Genomic DNA, 23,860 nt, shown 5'->3' with positions numbered 1-23,860 from the left:
GCCTGCGGAACCCGCCGGTACCGCCTGCCTCGACGCGGGGCTTCTCGCGCCCGGGCGGGTGGGGTCGGCCGCCGAGGCCGCGACGGGCGATCACGCCTTCCTCCGGGCGCTGCTCGACGCGGAAGCCGCTCTCACCCGCGCTCAGGGCTCACTCGGTCTCGCCCCGGCCGCCGCGGCCGACGCCGTCACCGCCGCTGCCGACGCGGCGCGTTTCGACGTCCACGCGCTCGCGCCGCGCGCACGGGCCGGTGGCAACCCGGTGATCCCGCTGGTCGCCGACCTGAGCGCGGCGGTCGGCGACGAGCACTCCCCCTACGTCCACCGGGGCGCGACCAGCCAGGACATCATGGACACGGCCACGATGCTGGTCGCGGTACGGACGCTGGACGTGATGTCCGGTGACCTCGCCCGTACGGAGCGCGCGCTGGCCCGCCTCGCGTGCGAGCACCGGGACACGGTCATGCCGGGGCGCACGCTCACCCAGCACGCCGTCCCCACCACCTTCGGTCTGAAGGCGGCGGGCTGGCGGTCGCTGGTGCTGGACGCCCGGGACCGGGTGCGGCTGGTTCGGAACAGCCTGCCGGTGCAACTCGGCGGTGCGGCGGGCACGTTGGCGGCCTTCACCGTGTACGGAGCCTTGGACACGGGGGCGCTGGTCGAGGCGTACGCCCGTGAACTGGGCCTCGCCGCGCCAGTGTTGCCCTGGCACACCCTCCGGGCACCGGTCGCCGACCTGGCGGGCGCCCTCGCCTTCACCGCGGGCGCCCTCGGCAAGACGGCCGCTGATGTCCTCACCCTCTCCCGTACCGAGATCCGCGAGTTGAGCGAGGGCACGGGTGGCGGGTCCTCCGCCATGCCGCACAAGGCGAACCCCGTGCGGGCCACACTGATCGCGGCCGCGGCCCGCCGGGCGCCGCAGCTCGCGGCGACGCTGTACGGGGCCATGGCCGCCGAGGACGAACGGCCCGCCGGCGCCTGGCACGCCGAGTGGGAGCCGCTGCGCGACCTGCTCCGCCTGGTCGGCGGGGCGGCGCGGGACGCGGCGGAGCTGGCCGAGGGCCTGCAGGTCCACGCGGACGCGATGCGTGCCCATCTGGACCTCACGCACGGTCTGATCGTGTCCGAGCGGCTGTCGGCCGAACTCGCGCCGGTGCTCGGGCGGGCCCGCGCCAAGGAAGTGCTCACCCGGGTCGCACGGCGGGCCACCGCGGAGGGCCGGCCGCTCGTGGAACTCCTCGCGGAGGAGCCCGAGTTGAAGGACTTCGACCTGGTGGCCCTCACTGATCCCACCCAGTACACGGGCTCCGCCGGAGCCCTCACCGACCGTGCCCTGGAGCGACGTTGACCAGCCGGACCGAACGACCCGCGCCGACGGAGGACACGTTGCTGCACCATCGTGCCGAGGGAGCCGCCTCCGCTCCCCCGCTGCTCCTCGGCCCCTCCCTCGGCACGTCGTTGGCCCTGTGGGACAAGGTCGCGCCCGAACTCTCCGTCACCCACCGGGTGGTGCGCTGGGATCTGCCGGGGCACGGCGGCTCGTCCGCCTCCCTGATCGGTCCGGGGGCGACCGTCGCCGACCTGGCCGCGCTGGTGCTGGCGCTCGCGGACTCGCTCGGCATCGACCGGTTCTCGTACGCCGGTGTCTCGCTCGGCGGTGCGGTGGGGCTGCATCTCGCGGTCCACCACCCGGAGCGGGTGGAGAGGCTCGCCGTGATCTGCTCCTCGGCGCACTTCAACGGCGCGAAGCCGTGGCGGGAGCGGGCCGCGCTCGTACGGGCCGAAGGGCTGGCCGGGCTGGCGGAGGGCGCCGACTCCCGTTGGTTCACGCCCGGGTTCACCGTTCCCGGGCTGGTCGAGGACCACCGGACGGCCGACCCGGACGGGTACGCCGCGTGCTGTGACGCGCTGGCGGCGTTCGACATCCGTGCGCAGCTGCCTCGCATCGGCGCGCCCGCGCTGCTCGTCGCCGGGCGCGAGGATCCGGCGACGCCGCCCGCGCATCTGCGGGAGATCGCGGACGCGGTGCCGGGGGCGGCGCTGGTGGAGATCCCGGGCGCGTCGCATCTCGCGCCCGCGCAGCGGCCGGAGGCCGTGCTCACCGCGTTGCGCGCGCACTTCGGCGGTGACGCCGGGCGTGGGATGGAGGTGCGGCGGCAGGTGCTCGGTGACGAGCATGTGGACCGGGCGCAGGCTCGGCAGTCGGCGTTCACGGCGCGGTTCCAGGACTTCATCTCGCGGTACGCGTGGGGTGAGGTCTGGACGGACGAGACGCTGGCCCGGCGTGAGCGCAGCATGATCACTATGACCGCGCTCGTCGCGCACGGGCACTATGACGAGCTGGCGATGCATGTGCGGGCGGCTCGCCGTAATGGGCTCACGCCCCAGGAGATCGGGGCGGTGTTGTTGCAGACGGCGGTGTACTGCGGGGTTCCGGCGGCGAACTCGGCGTTCGCCGTGGCCCAGCGGGTCCTCTCCGAGGAGGAGTGACCGACCCGTATCGGCAAGCCCCGTAAGGGGCGCGGGGAACGGCGCGGCGCGCCCCAGGCGTCCGCGGTCGAAAGCCGGATTCGGACCGGCCGCGACACCTCGCATGCCCGACTGCTGGTGCGTAGGGGCTGAGCGCGCCGTTTCCCGCGTCCCTTACGGGGCTCCCGGGCCCAGTGCCTCGCGGGCGCGTGCCACCAGGCCGTCCGCTCCGCAGGACTGCGCCAGGGTCAGGCCTCGGTCGATCTCCGTGCGGGAGCGGGAAGCGATGCCGTAGTCGACGCGGGCCGCGGCGTGTTCGTAGGCGCAGGGGGACGCTTCCAGGTAGGTGACCGCCTGGGCGTAGAGCGCGACCGAGCGCTGGCCGGTCTCCAGGGCGGCGGCGCAGCGCAGGGCCTCACCGATGGCCGTGTCGGTGCCGAAGCGCTCGGCCTGGACGCGGGCGTGCGCGGTGACCTCCGCGGCGCGGCGCGGGTCCTCGACGGCGAGGGTCCGGGCGAGGTCGCCCGCCCAGGGAGCCATCACCGTGTTGTGACCGCCGCGGGCCTCGGACATCTTCTCCGCGGCCTCCAGCTCGTTCACGCCCTCCTCGACGCGACCGGTGGCGATGAGCAGGCGCCCCCTTATCGAGTGGGTGTCCGGCAGGACGATCGTGGACGGGTGGGGCGGCTCGAAGGAGTACCGCTCGGCGATCTCCTCGGCCTCGCCGACATGACCGCGGGCGAGCAGGGTGTCGATGAGCATGCACGCCGCGGACCAGTGCATGGGAAGTCCGCGGCCGACCCGGTCCGCGAGCCGCAGCGCCTCGCGCAGTGACGCGTCCGCTTCCTTGAGGCGTCCCCGTCTGCGGAGCACGTATCCGCCGAAGGCGTGCGCGAGGGCCAGATGGCCACCGCTCCAGCCGGCGGACTCGTACGACCGCCGGGCCTCCGTGAAGAGGCTCTCGGCACGGTCGAGCCGGTCCGCGTACGTGTAGGAGATGCCGAGCATCATGAGGAGCTCGAAGCTCCACTCGGTGTCGGTCCAGCCGAGGCCCGGCGCGAGACCGCTGTTGACGAGCGAGCGGTCGCAGAGTTCGGCGACCTCCTCGGCGTTCTCCCCGCGGGTCATGGCGTCGAAGGCCCGCAGGATGAGCAGGGCGCGCTCGGAGTTGTCGCGGCCGGTGAGCGGTTCGGCCAGCTGGGCCAGCCGGCGGGAGCGGCCGGGCGCGTCCTCCTCGCCGGCGTGGATGCCCTCCCACATGTAGTGCACGGCCTGCAGCCTCATCCGCGCGGGCCCTGGTTCGAGCCGGTCGGCCTCCGCGTCGACCACCGCGACCGCCTCCTCCAGCTGGTCGTTGTGGACGAGCGCCGAGGACAGCCGGCAGACCGCGTCGACCCGCAGTTCCGCCTCCAGGCCGTGCACCGTGAGCGCCTGGCGCAGATATCCGATGGTGGTCGCGGGCGAGGTCAGGAGCGTGGCGCAGCCCAGTTCGTAGAGCACGCGCGCGTGGACCTCCGGGAGCGGCGGTTCCAGCAGGGCGCGCTCCAGACACCGGCGGGCCGCGTCCGGGGCGCCGACGGCGAGGTGCTCACCGGCTGCCTCGCGCATCTGCTCGACGAGTTCGGGGTCGTCGTCCGGATGCACCTCCAGGAGGTGGCGGGAGGCCGCGGCGGCGCCGAGGCCCGACGCGGTGACGACCGCGGCGGCCACACCGTGCATCGCGGTGCGCAACGCGTCCGGGATCGAGCGGTAGACGGCGGTGGCGATGAGCGGATGAACGAACTCCAGCTCGCCGTCGCCCACTTGGCCGGGCGCCCGGTCGGCCTCGGTCAGGATGCGGGCCACGCTCAGCCGCAGGGCGCAGCGCTCCGCCTCGTCCCGCTGCATTCCGGCCAGTTCCGCCGCGAGGTCCACGGAGATCTGGGTGCCGAGGATGGCGGCCGCCCAGGCGAACTTCGTGGCGTCGACGCCGAGGCCCTCCAGCCGGTCGACCAGTCCGCGCCCGCGCGCCGCGCGGTTCAGCGCGCGCAGTTCGGCGGCCGAGTCCTCCACCGGATCCAGCTCGCTGTCCTGGACCTTGGCGAGGAGCTCCACGCCCTCGTAGGGGTTGCCGCCGGTGACCGCCCAGACCTCGCGGCAGAACGCGGCGTCGGCGTGCGCGCCGAGTGTGGCGCGGGTGAGTCCGGCCGTGGCGTCCGGGGTCAGCGGGCGCAGGCTGGGCATCGGACGGGACAGCGCGTCGAGCGTGTCGAGGTGGCGGGCGCTCTCGCCGGTGGCGTCCCCCGGGCGGCGGGCGACCACGACGAGGACGGGCAGATCGTCGAGGCGCTCGGCGAAGGCCGCCAGCCAGTGCAGGGTCTCCTGGTCGGCCCAGTGGGCGTCGTCGATGAGCAGCACCAGCGGCCACTCGCGTCGGGCGAGCCTGCGCACGGCGGCGACCAGTCCGTCGCACACGCCCTGCGGGTCCGCCTGGCGTGCGCCCGGTTCGGCTATGCCCAGTGCGGGTCCGGCGATGTCGTACCAGTCGCCCAAGTACTCGCGCGCCTCGTCCGGCATCAGTGCCACGAGCGCGGGCTGGAGCAACTGCCGGACGACGTTGAACGGAACGGACGTGATGGTCTCGCCGCCGCGGGCCGACCAGACCGTGCAGCGGCTCTCCGCGAGGGCGCGGACCTGGGCGAGCAACGCGGTCTTGCCGATGCCCGCCTCACCGGTGAACACCAGCAGGCTGCCGGCGGCGGAGCCGGCGCACAGGGCGTCGACGGCCTCCGTGACCGCGGCGAGTTCCGCGTCGCGCTCCCAGAGCGGTGTCGGGGCGGCCGCACCCGGCCGTACCTCCGTCATCCCGCTGCCTCCCCAGGTCGGCCCAACGACGTACAGACTTCGAGCGTAGTCCTCCGGAAGGCGCGATGGAGCCTGGTCGGGACACCTGTTGCCGTCATGGGTGAAGGCGGAGGACGGAGTCGACGGACCTGACCGCCGACCGGCGCGGGTGACAGTCATTGACTGTGAGCAACCGCAAACTGAAACTGACTGGCGGCATCGTCGGCATGCCCCAGTGCGGGAGGAACGGTATGGATGCCCCGGCGCACGGCTCCGGCTCGCGGACCGACCGGCCGGAGCGTTCCCGAAGAGCGCTGGTCGCGGGGTCGGTCGGCAACTTCATCGAGTGGTACGAGTTCGGTGTCTACGGCTACTTCGCCACGGTCATCGCGGCCCGGTTCTTCACCCCGGAGGGCGGCTCCGAGGCCGAGGCCCTGGTCAGGACGTACGCGTCGTTCGCGCTCGCGTTCTTCTTCCGGCCCGTCGGCGCCGCGCTGTTCGGCCGGCTCGGCGACCGCGTCGGCCGCCGCCCCGTGCTGATCCTGGTCATCGTCCTCATGACGGCCGCCACCACCCTGATCGGCGTACTGCCCACGTACGCCACGGCGGGCGCCCTCGCCCCCTGGCTGCTCACCCTCCTCCGGGTGGTCCAAGGGCTTTCGGCGGGCGGGGAGTTCGGCGGAGCGGTGTCGGTGATGACGGAGTTCGCGCCACCGGGCAGGCGAGGGCTGTACGGGTCGTGGCAGTCGTTCACGGTGGCGCTGGGGCTGCTGGGCGGGGCGGGGGCCGCGGCGCTCCTCGCGACCCTGCTCACCGGGGCACAGCTGAACTCCTGGGGCTGGCGCGTGCCGTTCCTCCTGACGCTGCCGATGGGGCTCGGGGCACTGTGGCTGCGGCTGCGCCTCGACGAGACACCATCTTTTCAAGCACTCCAGGCACTCCAGGCACCCCAGTCGCACCGGCCGCTCCATGCCGACGAGGCAGGCGAGGCAGGGGAAGCCGACCACGCCGACAGAGAGGACCAGCGGTCCGAGCGACCCCCGGCGCGTGAGGTGGCGAAGGCCATCGCGCTGGGCGCCGGGCGTGTCATGGGCTGGGCCGCCGCCGGATACACCTTCCTCGTCGTACTCCCCTCCTATCTGCAGAGCTCGCTGAACGCCACCTTCCAGCAGGCGCTGGTGGCCACGGTCCTCGCCAACCTGGGCTTCGCGGCGACGATCATCCCGGCGGGCCTGCTGAGCGACCGGATCGGCCGGCGGCCGGTGATGCTCACGGGCGCGCTGCTGGTCGCCGTGCTGGCGGTGCCCCTGCTCAACCTCCTGCAGGACGGCGGCACTTCGACCACGCTCAAGGGCGCCGCCGTGTCCGTCGCGGGGGCGATCGTGGGTCTGATGGCGGGCCCAGGACCCGCGATGCTCTCGGAGATGTTCCCGACGAGCGTGCGGTACACGGGCCTGGGACTCTCCTACGCCCTGTCCAACGCCGTGTTCTCGGGGTGCGCGGGGCTCATCATCACGGAGACGATCGAGCGGACGGGCAGCGTGGACATCCCGGCGTACTACGCGGCGGCCACGTGCGCGGTGAGCGTACTGGCCCTCCTGACACTCCGTGAGGCGCGGACAGGCGCCGGGAACGAACACGTACAGCGGCAGAAGAAGCGGGCGGAGAAGCAGGCGGAGAAGGGGAGTTGAGCCGATGCGCGTGATCGGCCTGATGTCCGGCACGTCGTACGACGCCATCGACGCGGCGGCGGCCGACCTGCACCTGGACAGGGAGGACCTGGTGCTGGGGCCGCTGGGGATGGTGACCGAGGCATACGAGCCCGGTCTGCGCGAGGCCCTCGCGGCTGCGCTGCCCCCGGCGGCCACCACCCTCGCCGAGGTGTGCCGGCTGGACACCCTCGTCGGGCAGGCCTTCGCCGCCGCGGCGGTCCGCGCCCAGCGCGAACTGTGTGACGGGCGGGCCGAGTTGATCGCCTCGCACGGTCAGACCGTCTTCCACTGGACCGACCAGGGGGAAGTGCGGGGCAGCCTTCAGATCGGGCAGCCGGCCTGGATCGCGGAGGCGACCGGGCTACCCGTGGTCGCCGACTTCCGGCCGCGCGACATCGCCGCGGGCGGCCAGGGCGCGCCCCTGGTCAGCCTGGTCGACCTCCTGTGGCTGCGCGGGAGGCCGGGCACGCCGGTCGCGCTGAACCTCGGCGGCATCGCCAACCTCACCGCACCCGACGGCACCGCGTTCGACACGGGCCCCGCGGGCGCGCTGATCGACGCGGCGGTACGCCGTTTCACCGGCCGGGACTTCGACGCCGACGGGGCGCTGGCCGCCCGCGGCACCGTGCACGAGCCGCTGCTGCGGCGCCTGCTCGCCGAGCCGTACTACGCGCGACCCGCGCCGAAGACGACCGGCAAGGAGCTGTTCCACGAGGGCTATCTGCTCGCGGCACTCGCGGACTTCGCCTCGTCGGCCGACGGGAACGTGACGCCGACCGACGAGGACGTCGTCGCGACCCTCACCCGGCTCACCGCGCGGACGGTGGCGGACGCCGTCCGTTCCCTGAGCGCCACCGGGTCCCCGCGCGCCACCGAGGTGATCGTCTCGGGCGGCGGGACGCGCAATCCCGTCCTCATGGCGATGCTGGCCGAGGAACTGCGGGGGGTGCCGCTGCGCCTCTCCGACGGTCTCGGCCTGCCCGCGGCGGCCAAGGAGGCGTACGCCTTCGCCGTTCTGGGGTTCCTGACGTCGCACGGGCTTACGGGCACCGATCCGAGGAGTACCGGAGCCCGGCACGCCGGTGTGCTCGGCTCGCTCACACCGGGGCGGAGCGGATTCCCGACGCTGCGTCCGGGCGCGAGACAGCCGGTGCGCCTGGTTCTGAAGTGACCTGAAAGGGGGTCCTCTCATACGGCTTTCACCCACACCTCATACGGTGGGGCCATGACGCAGGCGACTCCCCCCGGCTGGTATCCCGATCCCGGGCAGACAAGTGACGGTCCCGCCACGCAACGCTGGTGGGACGGCAGTACATGGACGGACCAGACCCGCCCCGCGGAGTCGGCCGCCGCATGGGGTCCCCCGGGGTACCCGCCGGGCACCCCGTACGGGGGCGCGAAGCCGGGCGGGCCACGGCGCGGAGTGCGTACGGCGATAGCCGTGGCCGCCGCCATCGCGGTGCTCGCGGGCATCGGCGGCGGTGTGTACGCGCTGACCACCGACGACAGTACGGACAGCCCCGAGCAGAGCAGCGCCCAGCCGACGCCGTCGCTGCCGGGCGGCCCGCAGGGCCAGGACGGCGGTGGCCAGGGCGGTCCCGGCGGCCAGGACGGCGGCGAGAGCGCTGTCCCGCAGCCGCAGCAGTCCGAGGAGGGTTTCGCCGCCGACCCGGTCAACGGCATCAGCCTCCCCGTACCCGACGACTGGAGCGGCTCGACCATCCAGGTGGGCGCCCAGGTGACGTCCAAGGACTCCTACAAGTGCCCGGGCGACACCTCGGCGACCTGCACGCGCGGCGGCGCCTACTCCGCTCCCGCGCTCGCCCTTGAGCTCAAGGCCACCACCGTCGAGGCCGCGGCCAAGGAGGACATCTCCAAGAACGCCGAGGAGTCCTACGGCGGCAAGAGCTACGGCAAGATCACCTCGCACGACGAGCTCTCCTCGAAGGCCGTCACCGTGGCGGGGCAGAAGGGCTACGCGGTCCGCTGGAAGGTCGTCACGAGCAAGGGCGCCGACGGTTACGTCGAGTCGCTGGTCTTCCCCGCGCCCGCCAACGCCAAGCAGCTCGTCGTCGTGCGCTTCGGCATCGACGTGGGCTCCGGCGCGCCCAAGCAGTCCGTGATCGACGACATCACCAAGGGCATCAAGGAATCCGCGGGCGGCGGCGGCAACGGCCAGGACGTGTAGGACGTAACCCCGGGCACGGACCGCGGGCACACCGGTCGGCCGGGTGGGGCGCCTCTCCGCTCAAGAGGAACCCCACCCGGCCGGGGGGTGCGCGCCGCCCCCGTCCCCACGGTGCGGCGCGATCAGGTCACCGTCCAGTCATCCCATGGACGGCGGCCTGAGCTCTAAGGGGGCCCCGAGAGCCCCAGGGCGGGCAGCAGGGCCACTTCCACATAGCGCAGCAGATACTCCGCGTCCGCGGGCCGCCCTTCGAGGAAGGGCCTGACCCGGAGCACACCGAGCAGCTGCGCCGGCACGAACTCCAGCACCGGATGGTCGGCGGTGATCTCGCCCCGCTCGACCGCGCGCCCGATCATCGCCCGCAGCGCGTCCAGTTCGGGTTCCACGAGGGCGTCGCGCAGCGCGCGCTTCAGTTCCTCGTCCTGCATCACGGACTGTCCGAGCGCCTGCATGAGCCGGGTGTCCTCGTCGGACCGCTCGCCCGCGGTACGGGCGACGGCACGCAGGTCCCCGGCGAGGGAGCCGGTGTCGATCCCGATGAACTTCGGGCAGTGGTTGGCGCGCAGCGCGGCGGCCACGAACTGCGGCTTCGTCTTCCACTGGCGGTAGAGCGTGGACTTGCTGCACCGGGTGCTGGCGGCCACACCCTCCATGGTCAGCGCGTCATAGCCGCACTCGCGGACCTGGGCCAGCACGGCGTCGAAGAACTCCTGCTCACGCTCGGGCGTGATCTTGGAGCGGCGCGAGGCGGCGACCGTCTCCGGTCCCTCCGCTGCCTGCGACGTCATGGCTCTTCTCCTCGCTCGTCCCCGGGTTCGTCCCGGCGCCCTATCGATACGCCAGTGTACCGGAACGGCTTCGTATCGGTACACTGGCGTATCGATGAGCCTTGGACAGGACCCACCCCTGTGCCGAGTGGATCCCCTCCTGGGCTCACCACGCATCAGCATCGTCGAGACCGTCAAGCAAAGGGGCCGGGGGATGGAACTCCCAACCGAGCCTGCACAGAAGGGATCCGCCGCGATACCGCGGCCACCCCTTGTCCGCGAGATCCTGCTCGTCGCGGGACTCTTCCTCGTCTACAAACTGGGCCGGCAGCTGGCCACCGGCCACACCGCCGAGGCCTTCGGCAACGCGCACCGCGTATGGGACCTGGAACGGTTCCTCCACCTGCCCGGCGAGGGCTCCGTACAGTCCGCCGTACTGCACGGCGACACCCTCGTCCACCTCGTCAACACCTATTACGCGACAGTGCACTTCCCCGCCACGGCGGCCTTCCTGGTGTGGCTGTATCTGCGGCGTCCTGGGCATTACGTGTGGGCCCGCCGGGTGCTCGCCGCGGTCACCGCCGCCGCACTGGTGGTGCATCTCACATTCCCGCTCGCACCCCCGCGGATGCTCGCCGCGACGGGCCTCGTGGACACCGGTCAGGTGTACGGACCCACGGTGTACGGCAGCTCTCCCGAGACCGACTCCCTCACGAACCAGTTCGCGGCGATGCCGTCGCTGCACTTCGGCTGGGCCCTGATGGTCGCGATCGGCCTGATCGCCGCGACCCGCTCCCGGTGGCGGTGGCTGTGGCTGCTGCATCCGCTGCTGACCCTGCTGGTGGTCGTCGGGACGGCGAACCACTACTGGCTCGACGCGATCGTGGCGGCGGCCCTCCTCGGCATCGCCCTCGCCGTCGTCCGCCGGCCCCGCAGGGCACGGACTGCCACCGGGCCCGGCCGGAAGGCCGAGGACACCGGGAACGCAGGGGACGCAGGGGACGCAGGAGACGCAGGCAACCCCGTACCGCACGCCTCGGGTGGGCAGGACGCCCCCGGCGGCGTACCGGAAGCGCCCGAGCTCGTGGGAGCGCGGCGATGAGCGCGACCCTCCTCGCCGTCGTCCTGTCGCTGTTCTCCGCCGTCGCCTACGCGGGCGCCGCGGTGGCACAGGAGAGGCTGGCCTCCCGGACCACGGACCCCGGAGTACTGCGTCTGCTGGGCCGCGGTGCCTGGTGGTGGTCGGTCGGCCTCAACGCCGGGGCCGCTCTGCTGCACGTGGCCGCCCTGAAGTACGGGACCCTCACCCTCGTCCAGCCGCTCGGTGCGCTCACGCTCGTCGCCGCGGTGCCGCTGGGCGCGCGACTGGCCGGCCGGCGGGTCACCTCGGTCGAGTGGCGCGGTACGGCGCTGACGCTGATCGGGCTCTCGGCCGTGCTCGTGACGGCGTCCGGGCCCGCGCCCGACGACGTGCTGAGCGTCCCGCAGGCGCTGGCCGTGACGGGCGCCACCGCGACCCTCATCGGCGTCCTGGCCCGGCCTGGCGCCCGTCCCGGGCTCCGGCACGCGTCCGCGTCCGGCTTCGCCTCGGGGGTCGCCTCGGCGCTCACCCAGACCGTGACGGTCGCCGCGACGGACCGCTCGGGTCCGCTGCTCAGCGGGCAGGTGATCGTGGTGGCCCTGCTGGTCGCGGCCTTCGCCGCCGGCGGTCTGCTCCTGTCGCAGACCGCCTACAAGGGCGGACTCGGCGCGCCGCTGGCCGTGGTGACGCTGGCCAATCCGATCGCCGCCGTGGTCATCGGCCTGACGCTGCTCGGTGAGCAACTGCAGGGCGGGGTGGCGGGGCTGCTCCTCGCGGGGGCCGGGGCCGCGGTCGCGGCCTGGGGCGTGGTGACGCTGTCGCGTTCCGCGCCGGAGCCTGCGGTGGTGGAGCGGGAGCAGCATCCGGTGGCGGCGGTCCTCGCGCTGGAGCCCGACTCCGCCGCGTACGAGCCCTCGCTCCTGCCGCGGCAGCCGAAGCCGGGGCATCTCACCTCGCGTTGACTCCGCCACCCGCGGACATGCGAAGGGCGGTCGCGGATGTCCGCGACCGCCCTTTCCACTCGGTGAACCGTCGTCGGGTCAGCCCAGGCCGCGCGAGTCCTGCTTGAGCGCCGTGTCGACGGTCAGCGCCGTCGCGATCACGAGGCTCAGCAGGGGCTCGGGCAGCTGGAAGTGGATCTGCAGGACGTAGTTGTCCGCCGTGGTGAACATCGTCTTCGCGAGGCCTTCCCAGGTCTTGGTGATCCGGGCGACCTCGGTGTCGGAGTGGTCGACGATCGCGAAGTTCCACGCGCGCCAGTTCTCCGCCTTGATCGCGCCGACCTGCTGCCCGTCGACCTTGATCGCGAAGTTGATCTTCCCGAACAAGTTCTGCTGGGCTATCTCGCCGACCGGCGAACCGTCCGGACGCGCCACGAGCACCCGGGACTTCAGGAACTTCCGGGGCCGGGTCAGCAGCAGCTGCGGCTGACCGTGCGCGTCACGGATCTCCAGCTTGTGCGTCATGAACTGGTCGATGCTGGCGACGAAGCGCAGCACCTTCTTCAGCGCGCTCTGCCCGACCTGGACGACCGAGCCGAGCTGGTTGCCCTGCTGGTCCATGACCTTGTACTCGTTGGTCAGCTCGATCAGCTTGGCCTTCTGGTTCACCACCAGGACCGGCTCGGTGAACAGGGTGCCGCCGCCGGCCGAGTTCGGCGCGACGCCGGCCCGCTGCTGCACCTGCTGCTGCACGCGCGGATCGGCATCCACCGGCGGCTGCTGCGCCTGCTGCTGGTCCTTGTCGGTGTGCTCGGTCCACTGGGTTCCGTCCCAGTACCGCAGGGTCTGGGGCGCACCCTGCGGATCCGGATACCAGCCTGCAACTGTGTTCGAATGCGTGGTCACCGGGGCACACTACCCCGACACTGCAGGTACATGACTAATAGGGTGATCCCTAGGCCGTCGCGATCGCCGGGTCGCTGACGCCCACCCGGCCGTTCTCGACATGCCCGGCGAACCGGCGCAGGAACGAGGCGTCCGCGTCGGAGACGACGGTGATGTCGTACCAGCGCTTGCTCGCCCGCAGGTCCACGGTGTGCCGCACGGTCGCGCCGGGCCGCACCTTGAACGACCTGGGCCTGCCGCCGTAGCCGTCGGTGAGCTTCAGATTCACCGTGCGGGCGCCCTTGTTGGTGAGGGTCAGCTCGATGTCGTCCCCGTCGTGGCGGGCGGTGACCTCGGGTCCGGTGGCCTTACCCGGTCCCCTGAAGACACGGACGAAGCCGTTGGGCCCGTGCACGGTCAGGTCGTACGAGCCCTTCGAGTACGCGGAGTTCCAGGTGTCCGAGACGCTCCTGCCCGCCTCGGTGGTGTAGGTCCAGGGTCCGTCGGTGCGGTTCCCTGAGGTCACGTGGAAGGAGGCGCCGGCCTTCTTGCCCGAGGCGAAGGTCAGCGTGAACCTCCCGGCCTTCGCGTCCGCCGAGCCGTCGATCCAGGGCGCGTACCGCAGCGGGCGGGCGAGCCGCAGACCGCGCTCCTGCCTGGGGAGCTTCGGGTCGGCGGGCGGGGTCGGCTTGTAGTCCGGGTGCCTGACCTTGTCCGGCGGCTCGTACGCGTCGGTGTCCGGGAGCTCGACCGGCTTGCTGTCCTTGCGGGAGAAGTCGAACGCGGCGGTCAGGTCGCCGCAGATGGCCCGGCGCCAGGGCGAGATGTTGGGCTCCTCGACACCGAAGCGGCGCTCCAGGAACCGGACGATGGAGGTGTGGTCGAGGGTCTCGGAGCAGACGTATCCGCCCTTGCTCCAGGGCGAGACGACGAGCATCGGCACGCGCGGGCCCAGACCGTAGGGTCCGGCGACATGGGTCGAGCTGCCCGCGAAGAGGTCCGGGCCGACGTCGACGGTGGACTTGCCCTGGTCGGCGGAGCGCGGCGGCAGCGGCGGCACGAGGTGGTCGAAGAAGCCGTCGTTCTCGTCGTACGTGATGAACAGGGCCGTCTTCGCCCATACCTCCGGGTCGGCGGTGAGTGCCTCCAGTACCTGGGAGATGTACCAGGCGCCGTAGTTGGAGGGCCAGTTGGAGTGTTCGGAGAACGCCTCGGGGGCCGCTATCCAGGAGACCTGCGGCAGCTTGCCGCCCACGACGTCGGCGCGCAACTGGTCGAAGTAGCCCTCGCCCTTGCGGGCGTCGGTGCCGGTGCGGGCCTTGTCGTAGAGCGGGTCGCCGGCCTTGGCGCCCCGGTACTTGTTGAAGTAGAGCAGCGAGTTGTCGCCGTAGTTGCCGCGGTAGGCGTCCGAGATCCAGCCCCAGGAGCCGGCCGCGTCCAGACCGTTGCCGATGTCCTGGTAGACCTTCCAGGAGATCCCGGCCTCCTCCAGGCGCTCGGGGTAGGTCGTCCAGTCGTAGCCGGCCTCGTCGTTGCCGAGGACCGGGCCGCCGCCCTTGCCGTCGTTGCCGGTGAAGCCCGTCCACATGTAGTAGCGGTTCGGGTCGGTGGAGCCGATGAACGAGCAGTGGTACGCGTCGCAGACCGTGAAGGTGTCGGCGAGCGCGTAGTGGAACGGGATGTCCTCACGGGTCAGGTACGCCATGGTCGTGGCGCCCTTCGCGGGGACCCACTTGTCGTACTTGCCCCCGTTGTAGGCGGCGTGCCCGTCGGGCCAGCTGTGCGGCAGGCCCTCCAGGAACTGCATACCGAGGTCGTCGGCCGCCGGGCGGAAGGGCAGGAGGTCCTTGGTGCCGTCCGACTGGTGCCACACGGACTTGCCGTTGTCGAGCGCGACCGGATGCGGGTCGCCGAAACCGCGGACACCTCTGAGCGCACCGAAGTAGTGATCGAAGGAACGGTTCTCCTGCATGAGGACGACGACGTGCTCGACATCCTCGATGGTGCCGCGGTGGTAGCCCGCGGGGATCGAGGCGGCCTTGGCGATGCTCTCCGACAGCGCGGTGAACGCCGCGGTACCGCCCGCGAGCTGCAGGAAACGGCGCCGATTCACTTCGGTCATGACTGGGTGACCTCTCGTCCTGACGTATAGGGGGCGACTGACGGACGGACCTGCGCATGCGTGAACCTGCGCTATCGGAGTGTTCCAAGAGCAACAAACGTCAGGGAAGGCCCGCGTGGCGTCTGTGTGAAAGACGGCGGTACGTGAGGTGCCGGTCCAGGCCTGCCGACTGCGCCGAGGTGGTCCGCTGCTGGAGGTCGACCCCGGTGTCGTCCACTTCCGCAGCCGCCTCGACCTGGCCGTTCTCCACGGCGTCGGCATGGATCAGTAAACTGCTCAGCATTGTCCGGCGGCGGGGACCCGCCCCCCTCAGGGAGCACCGCATGGCGACGACCGAGCAGACCTGTCCCGGACGCGCGAGATGAACATGCTGTCCATCGTGCGGGCGCCGCGCGGCAGCCCGCCCTCTACGGTCACCGGACTCGGGCCGGGCGGGGCCGTCCCGGCCCGCCGCTTCCGTTTCGACCGGCGGCGCCGACCGTCCCGCGGCGCGGCACATCCCGTGGCGACGGACCGAACCGAACGCCCGAGCTGCAGTACCGAACCGAAGGGACGGGTACATGGACGACCATGCCCAGCCGGCGGACACCGAGCCATCGCATGCCGAACTGCGCGTCGGAGTGGTGGGAGTCGGCCAGCGCGCCCCGCTGGCCACGCTGGCGAACCGGCCGGGCGTCGCCCGGGTCGTGTCCTGCGCCGACCCCGATCCCCGTGGCCGCAGGGACGCCAGGCGTCTGTTCGGGGCGGACGTCGCGGTGCACGAGCGGTACGAGGACATGCTGGACGACGACCTGGACGCGGTGTTCGTCCTCACCCCCGACCATCTGCACACCGGGCCCGCGCTGTTCTTCCTCGACGCCGGGACCGCGGTGTTCGTGGAGAAGCCCCTCGCGATCACCGTCGAGGACTGCGACTCCCTGCTCGCCGCCGCCTTCCGCTCCCGCACCCGTCTGTACGTCGGCCACAACCTGCGCCACCTGCCGATGCTGCGCCGGATGCGGGAACTGATCGACAGGGGTGAGATAGGCGCCGTGCGTTCCATCTGGTGCCGCCACTTCGTGGGTCACGGCGGGGACTTCTACTTCAAGGACTGGCACGCCGAACGAGCCCATACCAACGGGTTGCTGCTGCAGAAGGGCGCCCACGACCTCGATGTGATCCACTGGCTGGCCGGCGGCTACACGCGGGACGTCGTCGCCCACGGCACCCTCGCCGTCTACGGTGACAACCCGCGCCGTCCCGCGCGGACACCCGTACCCGACGGTGAGCGGATGCCCGACTGGTACGACCCCGGCATCTGGCCGCCGTCGGCCCTGCGCGATCTCAACCCCGTCATCGACGTCGAAGACCTCAGCATGATGCTCGGCCGCCTGGACAACGGAGTACTCACCAGCTACCAGCAGTGCCACTTCACCCCCGACTACTGGCGCAATTACACCGTCATCGGCGACGAGGGCCGCCTGGAGAACTTCGGCGACGGTATCGACGGCGACCCCGCCACCATCAAGGTCTGGAACCGGCGCCGGTCCGGCTACCGCCAGGACGCCGACCTCAGCGTCTGCGTCCCCGCGCAGGAGGACGGTCTGCACGGCGGCGCGGACCGGGCCCTGGTCGACGAGTTCCTGCGCTTCGCCGCCACCGGAGGCCCCACCGAGACCTCCCCGGTGGCCGCCCGCGAGGCGGTGGCCTGCGCGGCGGCGGCGACGACCTCACTGCGTACGAACGGCACACCGGTCGCCGTAGCCGCACCGGCCCCGGAGCTGGTCGACTACTTCGCCGACCACCAGACCGTCCGGCTCTGACCTCGGACCCGGCGCGTTCGGCGCCGTGCGATCTGGGCGCCGGGTCACGTGAGGGGCTCGTGGTTGACCCGGATCGCCCTGTACGGGCGCCGGGCCTGCCAGCCGGCGATGAACTCGCCGATACAGGGGAGGGCGAAGGCGGTGTTGAGGGCGTCGAGGTCGGCCAGGCCTAGCTGGACGACGGCGGAGGCGACAGCCACCGGAGCGTGGTCGTCGCCGGGGACGCGCAGGTGGTGGCGGCCGGCGCCGGGGACGCGCAGGTGGTGGCGGCCGGCGCCTTTGGGGCCGACATCGGTGCGACCGTGCAGCAGGCGCCTGTTGTCCAGGAACAGGAGTTCGCCCGCCCGCAGGAGGAAGACCGTGGGCGGATGCTGCTTTTCCAGGGCGCGTTCGAACGCACGGAGCGCGTTGACGTGCTCGTCGTCCAGAGCATGCCCGGCCTTGGAGGATGTCTCACGTGGCGAGTTTCGCGAGCTTCTTGTAGCAGGTGAGGGCGGCTGCGAGGCCGGGGAAGTGAGATCCCTTTCGCTCGTACCTGACGGTGAGCCGGCGGAAGCCGAACAGCCAGGCGATCGACCGCTCGATCTTCCAGCGGTGCCGGCCGAGCCGGCCGTCGATCACCCCGGCGTCGATCCACCGCCAGCACGTCATGCCTGACCTGAGGCCGAGTTCCTGCGGAAGGTCTTCCCAGCCGATCCCGGTATGCAGCACGTACAAGATGCCCTGCAGGCACTGCCGATCCGGCACCGGCCGCGGACCGGGCGCCTTCATCGACCCACGGCGGAAGCAACGGCTCAAGAAGCTCCCACAACTGATCATTCAGCAGAGCGCGCGACAGCTCTTTAACGTTCGTCTCAGGTTCGCTCGGTAGGAAGTAGGCATACGGATACCTCACCACACAAACACCTGAAGAGAGGGACTGACATGAAGCCCATGGGACGCCGCGGATTTCTCACCGCCAGCACGGCACTTGGCATTGGTGCCGGCTTGTCCACGTACGCCATTGTCTCGGAAGCGAGCGAGAACGAGACTTCGGACAAGACTTCAGACATTTCACGGCGGGACCAGGACCTGCCCTTCATCGGCACGGAGGAGACCTTTTCGACTCCCACGTTGTTGAAGCTGAACTCCATCAATCAGGATCACATAGCGTTCCTTGAGGAAATTGGCCTTTCGGATCTGGGCCAACGCCGCATCGGCGATATGGATGCGGGGGGACTCAACGTTCAAATCCTCTCTGCTCATACACCCTCCGTACAAAATGTCCCTGGGCAGAGAGGCATCGACCTTGCCTATCGTCTTAACCGGCAACTTGCAGACGGGCCGATCGCCAAATATCCGGGCCGCTTCAAGGCTTTCGCCACCTTGCCCTTGCAGAGCCCGGACGCGGCGGCGGACGAACTGGAACGCTCGGTTCGGGAAGATGGCTTCTTAGGCGCACTGACCAACGGACACATCGCGAAGAAGTATCTCGATCATCCCGATTTCGAGCCTGTGCTGGCACGTGCCGTTGCTCTCGATGTGCCGATCTACCTGCATCCCGGCTATCCAGCTGACGAGGTCTTCAAGATCTACTACAGCACCACACGGCCTAAATACACGGAAGAGTACCAGGACTACATTTTCAGTGGGTCTGGATATGGCTGGCACCAGGAGGTGCTGACCCAATGCATTCGGATGATAACGTACGGGGTTTTCGACAGATTCCCCAAACTGAAAATCATCATCGGTCACATGGGCGAAGGTCTTCCCTTCTACTACGAGCGGATCGTCAATGACATGGGCGAGCCGACCAAAGACTCGCTCAAGAAGCCCATCGGGCAATACTTCCAGGACAACTTCTGGGTCACAACCAGCGCATTCCCCCAGACCGAACTGCTCGATCTCCTGCTGAAGTACATAAGCGTGGATCGAGTGATGTTCGCAACCGACTACCCGTTCGCGGACATAAAGGAGCAGACCGACTGGTTCCGCGGAGTCGATTTGCCACGCGAAGACAAGGAAAAGATTGCGTTCCGAAATGCGGAGAAACTGTTCAGAATGAAAGTGCCCGTGAAGTGATACGCCAGGGTCGGCCGGAGTGAAAGAATGCTTTACTGTAAGGCGAGAGTACGGCCGAAGTATGCGATGCGCGGCTGCCCCATAACGCGGTCTCATACAGGCTCTTCTCACACCGCGTCCTATGTGGTGAGGCCTCGTTGAGCTCGGTATGGGGCGGGGTACTCGGAGTTGGATTGTTCCGGACGGGCTGTGGGAGATCGCGGAGCCGCTGATCCCGCCGTCGAAGGTGCGGTCGCAGGGCGGCGGGACGCAGGACACGCCTTACGAGACGCTGTTCGCGGCGATCATCTACGTCCTGGTCAGCGGATGCGCCTGGCGATCACTGCCACCCTGTTTCGGGATATCGAAGTCAACGGCCCACCGCAGGTTCCTGATCTGCTCGAGGGCCGGGGTGTGGGGCCGGCTGCACGAGGAAATCCTGCATCGGCTCGACGACGCCGGCCTCCTCGATCGCTCCCGCGCTGTCCTCGAATCGGCCCACGTGAGGGCTAAAAAGAGGGCGCACTCACAGGTCCGAGCCCCGTGGACAGGGGCAAGGCGGGTTCCAAGATGCACGTCCTGTCGGACGCGAACGGCCTGCCCCTCCTCGTCGGCGTCAGCGCTGCCAACACCCACGACAGCCTCGCCCTGAAGCCCATGATCACGGGTCACCGAACGATTCTCAATAAGGTTGTCAAGCCTAGCTGGTGACGTGCTGTGAGCATGTCAGCCCAGTGCGGCAGGGGGTGGGGGTGCGGTGATCTCGAAGGTGCGGCCATCGCGTATGAGAGCCCAGATGACATTCAGGCGTCGTCGTGCGAGGGCGATGACGGCCTGCTTGTGGCTCTTGCCCTCGGCCCTCGTTCGCTCGTAGAACGCCTTTGAGACGGGACAGCACCGGGCCGTTGGATTTACGCTCCCGGGCCGCGCCGGCCTAAGGGCTGTCCCGTGATCCCCGGCGGGCGCACGACGACAGCTACGGCACCTCGCCGCGTTGTCGGATCGCCCGAATACGCCCAGTATGAGGACGACCCTCCGCCTTGCGATGCACCGCATCTGACGCCGCGCGCTGATCCACCGGGGATTACGGGACAGCCCTCAGGCGCTGATGAGTTCGTGGGCCGCGCGCCCTTCGGTGACGCTCTCAGTGACGGTGGCCTCGGGGAACTTCTCTCACCAGGGGCGCAGCGCGGCGGCCACGGCACGCTCCTGTTCCGCCCGTAACTCCGGACTGCTCACCGGGACGATCCTGTCCGCCGCCGCGAAGTCCGGCGGACGGCTGAAGACGTTGATCACGCGCAACGTGGATCCCCGGCGCCCGGCGGCGTAGGGAGCGCTCAGAGCGGGGTCGGCCGCGCTCTCCACGGCGAGCAGGTCGATCTGGGGGCCGTTGCCGTGGGTGATGACGATCTCGTGATCGTGGGCGAGGGCGGCGATCGCGGTGGTCACCCGGTCGATGTTCGCCTCCTGGACAGCCGCGTCGGGGTACTCGCCCCGGTGCAGCAGGGCGTTGCCGCCGACGGTGATGACGATGCGCATGGCTCAGTCCTCCAGGGTGGCGACGAGTACGGCCTCGATGGTGTGCGGCCGACTCTCCGCCCGGTCGGAGATGCTCGACCTCCTCACCGACCTGGTAAGGGACGAGCGGCCCGATCCGCCGACGGCCTTCAGCGGTCGGGAGGGAGCCAGGCAGGTATCCGGAGCTCGCCCCTGCACCGAGTGGGTCGTCTCACGTACTCATGGAACAGCCGAGGTCCCGGCTCCGCAGCGTGCCGGAAGTCCCCTGCTCGGAGCCGAGCGGCCCGGCCGATGGACCGGGTGGCCCATGGGCTGTCGCCGGGCGTCGGGCACACGCTGGTCCTGACAGTTCCCACGTCCCGTCGGGAGGCACGCCATGATCACCGCCCCCACGCCCAGCTTGCCGCGCGCGCTGTCCGCCGAGCACCGGCTGCGGCTCATGCGCTTGGCCCACGAGGTCTCCTTCCCGCAGGGGACGCGCCTGTTCGAGGAGGGCAGCCGGGCCGACCGGTTCTGGGTCATCCGCACGGGCACGGTCCAACTCGACATGCATGTGCCGGGCCGCCGTGCGGCCGTCATCGAGACCCTCCGGCACAACGAACTCGTCGGGGTGTCCTGGCTGTTCAGCCCGCACGCCTGGCACTTGGGCGCCGAAGCGACGACTCCGGTGCGGGCGTACGAGTTCGATGCCTCAGCCGTCCGGCTGATGTGTCAGGAAGACCCGGCCTTCGGCAACATCATCGCCCAGTGGGTCGGTGACGTGCTCGCCCACCGTCTCCGCTCCGCCCGGACCCGGCTGCTGGACCTGTACGCCCCGTACGGCGCCGACGACCGGGGCTGAACGCGCCGGGCTCAGCCGTCTCAGGCTGTCGTCTCAGGCCGTGGGCGTCAGTTTCGGTGTTCCGGCTGTGCGGTGGTTTTCGGCGTTGATGCGCTGGGCTTCTTCGAGCTGGTCTTCGAGGACGACGATGCGGCAGGCGGCCTCGATGGGCGTCCCCTGGTCGACGAGTTCCCGGGCGCGGGCGGCGATGCGCAGCTGGTAGCGGGAGTAGCGGCGGTGTCCGCCGGCGGAGCGCAGCGGGGTGATGAGGCGGGCTTCGCCGATGGCGCGGAGGAAGCCCTGCGTGGTGCCGAGCAGTTCGGCGGCCCGGCCCATGGTGTAGGCGGGGTAGTCGTCGTCATCGAGTCGGCCGTAGGAGTCGTCTGCTGTCATCGCACCTCTCTGTGGAACGCGTGGAGGGGCCCTGGTGCCAATGGCACCAGGGCCCCGAAGGAACTGCTACACCATCTGCCGGCCCTGGTACTGCGCCGGCCTTCTGTTTCCGCAGACCCGACCGGCATGCTGTCGGGTGTGCTGGGATCGCGGTTGCTCGACCGGAGACCACCTCACTATCGATGTCCTGCGGTACCCGGGCTCAAGACTTCCGCCCGGGCGATCCTGATGGCGCTCGGCTCCTCCGTTCTTCCCTCTGGGATCAATCACTTACCTACTGAGCGGGTACTGCCTACTACTGATACCGCGTACTGCTGATACCGCGTACTACTGGTGATGCGAACTGCTCAAAGTGGCCTGCGACAGCGCCACTCTTCGGCAGCCAGCCCCGTCGCCCGTCCTGCGTCTGCTCCGGCTTGGAACCCCACTGCCGAACCTCCCGGTGCGCGCGCCCGCAGCCGACGCCTTCACCGAGGTACTGCTCGCGGCGGCCCCTGATCACTGCGGGCCACCCGGTCCGGTCGTCAGCCCCGTCGCCGTCCTGCGACAACCCTGGCTTCGGAACTCCACCACCGCACCGTCCTGCGCACTGCGACTTCACTACTTCTGCCCGGCAGTTCGTGTCTGCCAGGCCCTGCTGTCTCTCTGGGCTACGAGAGAAACCATAACCAGGCCAACCATCGAATGTCTACTCCGGCCGACATAGATTTTCACGCCTTCGACAGCGAGGTAAGGCGTGAGGTCACGGACGTACTGAGTGTCGCGTTCCTTGTCGCGTCGCGATGGCGGCGGACCCAGCGGAGGACTTCGTCGGCTCCCCAGACGATGAGCGGGAACGGTGCGACGATCGCGAGCTGAGCCGGGCTGAGGGCTGCCGTGCCGAAGATGTGCTGGAGGGGCGGCGCGTACACGACCGCCGCGGTGAAGGCCAGCTCGAAGGCGATGCCCCACAGGAGCAGGCGGTTGGTGAAGATGCCGACGGTGAACAGGGAGGCGCGGTCCGTGCGGGCGGCGAACGCGGTGCCGATCTGGCAGGCGACGATGCCGACGAACGTGATGGTCGTCGCTTCCAGATACGCCTGGTGCAGAGGGGTGCCGCTGCCTGTGGGGTCTCCTGGGCTCCAGCCGGCGTGCCAGAGGGTGAAGAGGAAGCCGCCCATGACCAGGGCCGCGGAGATGGTGCCCAGGAACGCCCACGCGCGCGCAATCCCCTACCTGAGTCGGTACGTTCACCACGTCCGAAGCCGCCTGACCAGACCCGAGAGGAAGACCGTGTTCGCCACTTCACCAGGCGCCCGAGCACGCCGAGTCGGCATTCGCCCTCATCACCTGCCGACTCCTCTGCCGCTGGGTTCAGGACAAGCACGCCTTCCTATCCCGGTGCGACAACTCCTGACCGCCGACGGCACCTTCTGGGTGGCCACCTCGGTACGCAGCCCTCGAAGCAGTTCATGCCAGGCGGGCAGGGTCGGTGCTCACGAAGCCCGAGTACGGCGTTTCTGCAGGAACCAGTGCTCACGAACTCCCGGAACCTACATCCAGGTGGTCCCGGCGGACGCCGAGCACCTGGACACCGGCATCGTGCCCGACGGTGACTTCGGCGCCATCCTGGTCACGGCCAATCCGAAGCGACAGTGGGGGCAGCGTGTACATGGTCGCCAAGAAATAACCCAAGCACGCACACCACGTGGGAGTCAGTCACTGACCTTCAAAGCGTGGCGTCGTGAGGGCTGACAGCTGGTGATCCCGGCGGTATGCCGTCTCAATGAGGTACGCGCAGGGTGGCGGGCTGACCGCCGGGCGTGGGGTGTTTCGGGAGCGGCTTCGGGTAGTCGCGGCCGAGCGATTCTCGCGAGGTGACGACACTGCCGTTGTTGCTCGTGACCTGCGGGTCACTGTCCGCCCGGTGCAGCGCTGGCGCAGAGCGTGGGCCGAAGGTGGGACGCGGGCTCTCGCGTCGAAGGGGCCGGCGCGCGAGGGGCCCCTTGTCCAACTCCCGCTCCAAAGACGCGAACAGCTCATCGCTCAGCAGCGGCAGGGACCGGACCGCCACCCGGCCACCGGCGCCGCCCCGGCTGCCGCTGTCCGAGCAGGGCGATCTGCGGGCTGATGTCCAGGCTGGGCACCATTCGCCGCATCTCACGCCATCATGACCGCCAACGACCACTTGACGCCTCATCAGGACGTGCGTCGGAAGGGCATCACGTGCGTCGAACAGGGGTCAAGATATCGCCCGTAACGCCCACAGCGCACACTCAGCAAGACATCAGGTCAGGCACCCTTTGCGGCAGGTTCCTGGATC

At 70.2% G+C, this 23,860-nt stretch carries 19 protein-coding genes and 5 pseudogenes; 12 read left to right on the top strand and 12 right to left on the bottom strand.

Annotated elements, in window-relative coordinates; genetic code table 11:
* Nucleotides 1-58: 58 nt before the first annotated feature.
* Together pcaB and pcaD are read left to right on the top strand one after the other, a co-directional pair.
* Nucleotides 59-1,345, top strand: coding sequence for a 3-carboxy-cis,cis-muconate cycloisomerase (pcaB, locus tag ACIOKD_RS18165; RefSeq protein WP_402085028.1), 1,287 nt, complete (start codon nt 59-61; stop codon nt 1,343-1,345).
* Complete coding sequence (gene pcaD, locus ACIOKD_RS18160; RefSeq protein ID WP_402084616.1) at nt 1,342-2,487, top strand: 3-oxoadipate enol-lactonase; 1,146 nt, start codon at nt 1,342-1,344, stop codon at nt 2,485-2,487. Before pcaB ends, pcaD begins: the two co-directional genes overlap by 4 nt.
* A gap of 153 nt (nt 2,488-2,640) precedes the next feature.
* Here pcaD and ACIOKD_RS18155 read toward each other — a convergent pair whose 3' ends face one another.
* A complete protein-coding gene (locus ACIOKD_RS18155) occupies nt 2,641-5,310 on the bottom strand; it encodes an ATP-binding protein (protein WP_402084614.1) in 2,670 nt (889 codons plus the stop codon).
* A gap of 230 nt (nt 5,311-5,540) precedes the next feature.
* Between ACIOKD_RS18155 and ACIOKD_RS18150 the strand changes: the two genes are divergently transcribed.
* Genes ACIOKD_RS18150 through ACIOKD_RS18140 form a run of 3 tightly spaced genes read left to right on the top strand, consistent with a single transcriptional unit; the run spans nt 5,541 to nt 9,189 of the window.
* Nucleotides 5,541-6,980, top strand: a complete 1,440-nt coding sequence (locus ACIOKD_RS18150; RefSeq protein WP_402085026.1) for an MFS transporter — start codon at nt 5,541-5,543, stop codon at nt 6,978-6,980.
* Between the two features lie 4 nt (nt 6,981-6,984).
* Nucleotides 6,985-8,172: an anhydro-N-acetylmuramic acid kinase gene (locus ACIOKD_RS18145; protein WP_402084612.1), complete on the top strand. Its 1,188-nt coding sequence runs from the start codon at nt 6,985-6,987 to the stop codon at nt 8,170-8,172.
* Between the two features lie 54 nt (nt 8,173-8,226).
* Entirely contained in the window at nt 8,227-9,189 is a 963-nt protein-coding gene (locus ACIOKD_RS18140) for a DUF2510 domain-containing protein (protein ID WP_402084609.1), read from the top strand.
* Nucleotides 9,190-9,353: 164 nt separating this feature from the next.
* On the opposite strand, the gene ACIOKD_RS18135 is transcribed toward ACIOKD_RS18140, so the two are convergent.
* A complete protein-coding gene (locus ACIOKD_RS18135) occupies nt 9,354-9,977 on the bottom strand; it encodes a TetR/AcrR family transcriptional regulator C-terminal ligand-binding domain-containing protein (RefSeq protein ID WP_402084606.1) in 624 nt (207 codons plus the stop codon).
* Nucleotides 9,978-10,170: 193 nt separating this feature from the next.
* On the opposite strand from ACIOKD_RS18135, the gene ACIOKD_RS18130 reads away from it, so the two are divergent.
* Together ACIOKD_RS18130 and ACIOKD_RS18125 are read left to right on the top strand one after the other, a co-directional pair.
* Nucleotides 10,171-11,058: a phosphatase PAP2 family protein gene (locus tag ACIOKD_RS18130; protein WP_402084604.1), complete on the top strand. Its 888-nt coding sequence runs from the start codon at nt 10,171-10,173 to the stop codon at nt 11,056-11,058.
* Nucleotides 11,055-11,999, top strand: coding sequence for a DMT family transporter (locus ACIOKD_RS18125; RefSeq protein ID WP_402084602.1), 945 nt, complete (start codon nt 11,055-11,057; stop codon nt 11,997-11,999). The genes ACIOKD_RS18130 and ACIOKD_RS18125 overlap by 4 nt, the downstream gene beginning before the upstream one ends.
* A 78-nt stretch (nt 12,000-12,077) precedes the next feature.
* Here ACIOKD_RS18125 and ACIOKD_RS18120 read toward each other — a convergent pair whose 3' ends face one another.
* The 3 genes from ACIOKD_RS18120 to ACIOKD_RS18110 form a co-directional block, all read right to left on the bottom strand.
* Nucleotides 12,078-12,884, bottom strand: a complete 807-nt coding sequence (locus tag ACIOKD_RS18120; RefSeq protein WP_402084599.1) for a phospholipid scramblase-related protein — start codon at nt 12,882-12,884, stop codon at nt 12,078-12,080.
* A 49-nt stretch (nt 12,885-12,933) separates the two neighbouring features.
* Nucleotides 12,934-14,985, bottom strand: a complete 2,052-nt coding sequence (locus ACIOKD_RS18115; RefSeq protein WP_402084597.1) for a phosphocholine-specific phospholipase C — start codon at nt 14,983-14,985, stop codon at nt 12,934-12,936.
* A gap of 100 nt (nt 14,986-15,085) precedes the next feature.
* A complete protein-coding gene (locus ACIOKD_RS18110; RefSeq protein WP_402084595.1) occupies nt 15,086-15,268 on the bottom strand; it encodes a hypothetical protein in 183 nt (60 codons plus the stop codon).
* A gap of 277 nt (nt 15,269-15,545) precedes the next feature.
* Here ACIOKD_RS18110 and ACIOKD_RS18105 point away from each other — a divergent pair, with 277 nt between their 5' ends.
* The gene (locus ACIOKD_RS18105; protein ID WP_402084592.1) at nt 15,546-16,787 is read left to right on the top strand and encodes a Gfo/Idh/MocA family protein; all 1,242 of its coding nucleotides are present in this window, start codon (nt 15,546-15,548) and stop codon (nt 16,785-16,787) included.
* 44 nt (nt 16,788-16,831) lie between these two features.
* On the opposite strand, the gene ACIOKD_RS18100 is transcribed toward ACIOKD_RS18105, so the two are convergent.
* The 3 genes and pseudogenes from ACIOKD_RS18100 to ACIOKD_RS18090 form a co-directional block, all read right to left on the bottom strand.
* Nucleotides 16,832-16,987: a hypothetical protein gene (locus ACIOKD_RS18100; RefSeq protein WP_402084590.1), complete on the bottom strand. Its 156-nt coding sequence runs from the start codon at nt 16,985-16,987 to the stop codon at nt 16,832-16,834.
* A gap of 63 nt (nt 16,988-17,050) precedes the next feature.
* A pseudogene (locus tag ACIOKD_RS18095) lies at nt 17,051-17,215 on the bottom strand (TauD/TfdA family dioxygenase); the annotation flags it as partial.
* Nucleotides 17,216-17,240: 25 nt separating this feature from the next.
* Nucleotides 17,241-17,625: pseudogene (locus ACIOKD_RS18090) on the bottom strand (transposase).
* Nucleotides 17,626-17,711: 86 nt separating this feature from the next.
* Between ACIOKD_RS18090 and ACIOKD_RS18085 the strand changes: the two are divergent.
* Entirely contained in the window at nt 17,712-18,848 is a 1,137-nt protein-coding gene (locus ACIOKD_RS18085) for an amidohydrolase family protein (protein WP_402084588.1), read from the top strand.
* A 148-nt stretch (nt 18,849-18,996) separates the two neighbouring features.
* A pseudogene (locus ACIOKD_RS18080) lies at nt 18,997-19,505 on the top strand (IS5 family transposase); the annotation flags it as partial.
* Between the two features lie 48 nt (nt 19,506-19,553).
* Here ACIOKD_RS18080 and ACIOKD_RS18075 read toward each other — a convergent pair.
* Nucleotides 19,554-19,712: pseudogene (locus ACIOKD_RS18075) on the bottom strand (IS110 family transposase); the annotation flags it as partial.
* A gap of 441 nt (nt 19,713-20,153) precedes the next feature.
* A pseudogene (locus ACIOKD_RS18070) lies at nt 20,154-20,366 on the bottom strand (carbamate kinase); the annotation flags it as partial.
* Nucleotides 20,367-20,721: 355 nt separating this feature from the next.
* On the opposite strand from ACIOKD_RS18070, the gene ACIOKD_RS18065 reads away from it, so the two are divergent.
* Complete coding sequence (locus ACIOKD_RS18065; RefSeq protein WP_402084585.1) at nt 20,722-21,186, top strand: Crp/Fnr family transcriptional regulator; 465 nt, start codon at nt 20,722-20,724, stop codon at nt 21,184-21,186.
* Between the two features lie 33 nt (nt 21,187-21,219).
* Here ACIOKD_RS18065 and ACIOKD_RS18060 read toward each other — a convergent pair whose 3' ends face one another.
* Together ACIOKD_RS18060 and ACIOKD_RS18055 are read right to left on the bottom strand one after the other, a co-directional pair.
* Nucleotides 21,220-21,558 carry a MerR family transcriptional regulator gene (locus ACIOKD_RS18060; RefSeq protein ID WP_402084584.1) on the bottom strand — a complete coding sequence of 113 codons (339 nt, stop codon included), beginning with the start codon at nt 21,556-21,558 and terminating at the stop codon, nt 21,220-21,222.
* A 710-nt stretch (nt 21,559-22,268) separates the two neighbouring features.
* Nucleotides 22,269-22,745 (bottom strand): cation transporting ATPase C-terminal domain-containing protein, encoded by a 477-nt coding sequence (locus ACIOKD_RS18055; protein ID WP_402085023.1) that lies wholly within the window; start codon nt 22,743-22,745, stop codon nt 22,269-22,271.
* Between the two features lie 578 nt (nt 22,746-23,323).
* Between ACIOKD_RS18055 and ACIOKD_RS18050 the strand changes: the two genes are divergently transcribed.
* Nucleotides 23,324-23,668 (top strand): helix-turn-helix domain-containing protein, encoded by a 345-nt coding sequence (locus tag ACIOKD_RS18050; RefSeq protein ID WP_402084579.1) that lies wholly within the window; start codon nt 23,324-23,326, stop codon nt 23,666-23,668.
* Nucleotides 23,669-23,860: the final 192 nt, after the last annotated feature.

It is taken from the genome of Streptomyces sp. NPDC087844, from assembly GCF_044742785.1.
Lineage (GTDB): Bacteria > Actinomycetota > Actinomycetes > Streptomycetales > Streptomycetaceae > Streptomyces.
The sequence above is the reverse complement of the archived record's forward strand: the minus strand, read 5'-3'. Positions and strand labels throughout refer to the sequence as shown.